Source organism: Pseudomonas sp. GZD-209 (genome assembly GCF_049310485.1).
Classification (GTDB): domain Bacteria; phylum Pseudomonadota; class Gammaproteobacteria; order Pseudomonadales; family Pseudomonadaceae; genus Aquipseudomonas; species Aquipseudomonas sichuanensis.
In genome coordinates this window covers 1-5,270 of the sequence record NZ_JBMOWQ010000258.1, presented here as the reverse complement: position 1 = coordinate 5,270, position 5,270 = coordinate 1, and the positions used below count along the sequence as shown (strand labels likewise).

The 5,270-nt window shown below is 63.5% G+C and carries 4 protein-coding genes; 2 read left to right on the top strand and 2 right to left on the bottom strand.

Annotation, left to right across the window (positions count from 1 at the left end):
• Window positions 1-19: 19 nt before the first annotated feature.
• Window positions 20-1,948, bottom strand: a complete 1,929-nt coding sequence (locus ACO6VM_RS25315; RefSeq protein ID WP_390967407.1) for a transglycosylase SLT domain-containing protein — start codon at window positions 1,946-1,948, stop codon at window positions 20-22.
• 207 nt (window positions 1,949-2,155) lie between these two features.
• Here ACO6VM_RS25315 and ACO6VM_RS25310 point away from each other — a divergent pair, with 207 nt between their 5' ends.
• Window positions 2,156-4,084 carry an ATP-binding cassette domain-containing protein gene (locus ACO6VM_RS25310; RefSeq protein ID WP_422403982.1) on the top strand — a complete coding sequence of 643 codons (1,929 nt, stop codon included), beginning with the start codon at window positions 2,156-2,158 and terminating at the stop codon, window positions 4,082-4,084.
• Window positions 4,085-4,188: 104 nt separating this feature from the next.
• Here ACO6VM_RS25310 and ACO6VM_RS25305 read toward each other — a convergent pair whose 3' ends face one another.
• Window positions 4,189-4,632, bottom strand: coding sequence for a universal stress protein (locus tag ACO6VM_RS25305; protein WP_401056867.1), 444 nt, complete (start codon window positions 4,630-4,632; stop codon window positions 4,189-4,191).
• A 110-nt stretch (window positions 4,633-4,742) separates the two neighbouring features.
• Between ACO6VM_RS25305 and ACO6VM_RS25300 the strand changes: the two genes are divergently transcribed.
• Window positions 4,743-5,180 carry a hypothetical protein gene (locus ACO6VM_RS25300; RefSeq protein ID WP_422403981.1) on the top strand — a complete coding sequence of 146 codons (438 nt, stop codon included), beginning with the start codon at window positions 4,743-4,745 and terminating at the stop codon, window positions 5,178-5,180.
• Window positions 5,181-5,270: the final 90 nt, after the last annotated feature.

Genomic DNA, 5,270 nt, shown 5'->3' with positions numbered 1-5,270 from the left:
CCCCCCGACAGAGCTCCGATCACATGTCGTCGAAATACCGCTCATGCCAATCCACCAGCGGTTGCGGCGAGTTGAGCTTTTGCCCGTAGATTACCGAATACGACAGCACGTTCTGCACGTACTGGCGCGTCTCGTCGAACGGGATCGACTCGACCCACACGTCGAAGCTCAGGTGCTTGGCGCCCTTGAGCCATTGCCGTACGCGGCCGGGGCCGGCGTTGTAGGCGGCCGAGGCCAGCACGCGGTTGCCGTTGAACTGGCTGTGGACCTGGCTCAGGTAGGCGGCGCCGAGCTGGATGTTCTTGTCCGGGTTGAGCACCTGGGCCGGGGAGGCCAGCGGGATGCTGAACTTGCGCGCGGTCTCCTTGGCCGTGGCGGGCATCAGCTGCATCAGGCCGCTGGCGCCAACGCTGGAGCGGGCGTCCTCCATGAATGCGCTTTCCTGGCGGGTGATGGCGAACACCCAGCTCGAGTGCAGGCCGCGCACCTTGGCTTCGCGCACCAGGGTGTCGCGGTGGGCCATGGGGAAGCGGATGTCCAGGTCGTCCCAGTACTGGGCCTGGCTGATGGTGCGAATGGCCGGGAAGTACCAGCGCATGTCATAGGCAAGGCGCGCCTGGGCGACCATCTCGTCACGGCTGAAGTGACGGCTGACGTGGTACCACTCGCGCCGGCCTTCGACGATCTGGCCGCGGGCATGGAACTCCAGGGCACGGCGCACGCCGGGGGTATTGCGCACCTTGTTGATCACCTGCTGGCTGAGCTGCAAAGGCTTGTTGTTCAGCTGGTAGGCGGTCTGCGCCCGGTCGGCGGCGAGGAAGCCATAGAAGTCACGCTCGCGGGCCACGGTCTTGTACAGCAGCGGGATCTGCGGGTTGTTGGGTTGGGCCAGTTCCAGGCTGCGGGCTTGCCAGTACTTCCAGCGGTTGCTGCTGGCCAGGTCCTGCGGCAGGCGCTTGCTCAGCTCATAGGCTTCTTCCCAGCGGCCCAGGCGCAGCAGCAGGCGCATGCGCCACTCGCTGACGGTGTTGTCGCGCAGTTCGGGGTCGTAACGGGTCATGAGGTCCAGCGCGCGCGGGTCATAGCGACGTGCAAGCGTGAGGCCGATCTCGCGGGCGATGGCGACCTTCTCGTCGCGGGAGAAGTGCATGCGCTGGGCGTAGTCATCGAGCAGCGCCATGGCTTGCTCCGGATCCTGGCGTGCCAGGCGGCGCAGGCCGAGGCTGACCACGTCGGACATGGCTTCGTTGACCGGGGTGAAGCGCGAAGGCTGGTTGAGCAGTTCGGGCTTCTGCGCCACATCGATCAGCAGCTTGCCCTGGGGAGCCAGGGTGGTGAGGGTTTTCACCAGGTTGTTGGCCAGCCCGTAGTTGCGCGCCTGGGCCGCCAGTTTGGCGCGCTGCCAGCGTTTGGCCTCGGTCAGCTGCCCTTCGGCTGCCCACATGGCGAACAGCGTGTCGCAGGCCTCCGGTTGCGATTTGCCGACGTTCCATAGCTTGTCTGCCGTAGCGAAGCCCTGGGCGCGCTGGCCGTGGCTCAGCTGGTACTGGCCGTTGAGGCAGTCCAGCTCGGTGAAGTTGAGCTTGGGGTCGTAGTATTTGACGAAGGTGTTCCATTCGCCGCGTTCGGCCAGCCAACGCAACCAGCGCAGTTTCATCCAGTTGGCCTGGGGCAGGTCGCCGTGGGCGGCGAGGAAACCTTCGATTTCCTCGTTGCTGGCGCTTTTGAGCCGGGCGGTGAGCTCGTCATATGTGAGGTAGGGCGTCAGCGGGTAGTCGCGCAGTGCTTGCGCGTAACGCAGGTAGGGGCCCTTGTCGCCTTTGGCCAGGGCGCGCTTGGCTTCGTCGTAGTACTGGCGCTGCTGGGTGAGGTCGGCGGCCTGTGCGGCACTCGCAGCGGTTGCGGTGAGCAATAGGCAGGAAGCAATTTGTAACAGGCGGCTGCGCATGATACGTCCGGGCAGTTGAACCATAGAGAGTGACGGCGGAGCCAGCACTGTTGGGTATTACTGCCTAGCTTAGCCGTTTGCCGTGGGCCGGTGAAAGCACTGTGCTTGTATCGAGTTGTTATCCGACGCGGTGCTGCCGGCAACGCGGTTTTAATGCCCTGCGCAGGCAAGTCGGGTAGAATGCGCGCCCAGTTTTTGGAGATGATCATGACCCTGCTCAAATTCAGCGATGTGTCCCTCGCATTCGGCGCCATGCCGTTGCTGGACAAGGTTTCCTGGCAGATCGCCCGTGGTGAGCGGGTGTGCATCATCGGCCGCAACGGTACAGGCAAGTCGAGCATGCTGCGCCTGATCAAGGGCGAGCAGAAAGGCGACGATGGCGATATCTGGCGTGCCCCGGGCCTGAAGATCGGCGAACTGCCGCAGGAACTGCCGGTGGCCGACGAGCGCACGGTGTTCGATGTGGTGGCCGCTGGCCTGGATGGCGTGGGCGAGCTGCTGGCCGAATACCACCACCTGAGCCTGAACATCCACACTGCCGAAGACCTGGACAAGCTGATGCACGTTCAGCACGAGCTGGAAGCTCGCGATGGCTGGCGCCTGCAGCAGGTGGTCGAGAGCACCCTCAGCCGCCTGCAACTGCCGGCCGACAAGACCCTGGCCGAGCTGTCCGGTGGCTGGCGCCGCCGTGTACTGCTGGCCCAGGCGCTGGTGTCCGAACCGGACCTGCTGCTGCTCGACGAGCCCACCAACCACCTGGACATCGGCGCCATCGCCTGGCTGGAAGAGGCCTTGAACAGCTTCAACGGAGCAGTGCTGTTCATCACCCACGACCGTTCATTCCTGCAGAACCTGGCGACGCGCATCCTGGAACTGGACCGTGGCGGCCTGATCGACTGGAACGGCGACTACGCCAGCTTCCTGGTGCACAAGGAGGCCGAACTGGCTGCCGAGGCGACCGCCAACGCGCTGTTCGACAAGCGCCTGGCCCAGGAAGAGGTGTGGATCCGCCAGGGCATCAAGGCCCGGCGTACCCGTAACGAAGGCCGCGTGCGCGCCCTCAAGGCGCTGCGCGTGGAGCGTGGCGAGCGCCGCGAACGTCAGGGCAAGGCGAACATCCAGATCGAAGTGGCGGACAAGTCCGGCAAGCAAGTGATGTTGCTGGAAAACGTCAGCTTCGCGCATCAGGGCGGGCCGAAGCTGGTCAAGGACTTCTCCATGGTGCTGCAGCGCCAGGACCGTATCGGCCTGCTCGGCGCCAACGGCACCGGCAAGACCACCTTGCTCAAGCTGATGCTGGGTGATCTGCAGCCGACAGCGGGCAAGGTCGAGATCGGCACCAAGCTGGAAGTGGCCTACTTCGACCAGATGCGTCACCAGCTCGATCTGGAAAAGACCGTTATCGATAACCTGGCCGAAGGCCGCGACTTCATCGATATCGATGGCCAGAGCCGCCATGTGCTCAGCTACCTCAGCGATTTCCTGTTCAGCCCTCAGCGTGCCCGTACCCCGGTCAAGGCGTTGTCCGGTGGTGAGCGTGCCCGCCTGCTGCTGGCCAAGCTGTTCAGCAAACCCGCCAACCTGCTGGTGCTGGACGAGCCGACCAACGACCTGGACGTGGAAACCCTCGAGCTGCTCGAAGAGGTGCTGTCGAACTATAAAGGCACTGTCCTGATGGTCAGCCACGACCGGGCTTTCCTCGACAACGTGGTTACCAGCACCCTGGTGTTCGAAGGTGAAGGGCGCGTGCGCGAGTACGTGGGTGGCTACGAAGACTGGATTCGCCAGGGTGGTTCGCCAAAGCTGCTGGGCGTGACCGAGAGCAAGGGCGGCAAGTCCGAGCTCAACAGTGCGGTGGTCGAGCAGGTGGCGGAGCCGGTGGCTCCTGCACCGGTTGCTGCGGCCCCCGACGCGTCGAAGAAAAAACTCAGCTACAAGCTGCAGCGTGAGCTGGAGATGCTGCCAGGGCAAATCGACCAGGTGGAGCAGCGCATGGCTGAGGCGCAGGAAGAAGTGAGCGCTGCGGGCTTCTATCAGCGGCCGATTGCCGAGACTTCGGCGGTGCTGGCCAAGATCGAGAAGCTGCAGGGTGAGCTGGATGCGCTGGTGGAGCGCTGGGCTGAGCTGGAAGGCTGACATCATCGCTGGGCAAGCCGGATCGCCGCATCGCCGCTCCCGTAGCCATCAAGGCTTTGTGGGAATGGCGGTGCGGCGATCCGGCTTGCCCCGCGATCAGGGCATCATTCGGTTTTTTTCAGCAGGCGTACTGCCAATACATCGCACGGCGCGCCATGCAGCACATCGTTGGCGGTGCTGCCCAGCAGCAGGGCCAGGCCATGCCGGCCATGGCTGCCCACCACGATCAGGTCGCACTTCTGGTCTTTCGCCAATTGGTGAATTTCCTGGCGTGGCTGGCCATACACCAGGTGCGAATCGCCTCGGTTGATGTCCGGGTATTTGTTGAACAGGCGGTCCATGCGCTCCTTGGCCTGATCGAACTGTTGCTGCTGCAACTGCGAGAGGTCCATGGGCACGTCACCACCAAAGGCCATGGCCATGGGTTCGACGATATGCACCAGGGAGACCTTCGCGCCGCTGCTCAGGGCGATCGCTTTGGCGCGCTTGATCACCGGGTCGCATTCTTCGGTCAGGTCGACGGCGACCAGAAGATGTTCGTAGGACATGAGCTGTACTCCTGACAATCGCGATAGAAGAAGTATGGTCGCTTTCGCGCGGGTCGTCCGTGAAGCATGAGTAACCCGCTCATTTGCAACGCTTTATAAGGTCTACAGATATGACGGTATGGCTGGTGGTGTCAATCCTTGCGCTGATTCTCAGCCCGCTCGCCTGGTTGCGCCCCTCGCACAAGCAGAGCCGGCAGATGAATCTGCGCCTGGAGGGGCGGCGCATGGGCCTGGCCATGCAGCTGGCGCCGCAGCAGTGGCCGCACTGGCTGGAAAAACAACCCCCAAGTCCATGCCCGCAGTACCACCGGGCACGGCGCAAGGGGCGTGACGACAGCTGGTGCTACTGGCAGGTCAGTACGGGCGTCTGGTGGAACCGTTATCGCGAGCCCTGTGAGGACCCGCGGTTGCTCGAGGTCTTCGCCGGGTTGCCGGAAAGCGTCTACAAGATCGAGGCCGATACCCAGATGGTCGCCCTGTTCTGGGGTGAGCGCGGCGAAGATTCTGTTTTGCAGGATATTGCCAAGGTGCTCGAAACCCTCGCCTGATCCCTTCTCATCAACGACAAAGCGGCGCGCAGGAACCGAAAGGCTCCTGCGCGCCGCTTTGCGTTCCTTTTCGCAGAAAAAGCCAAGTAA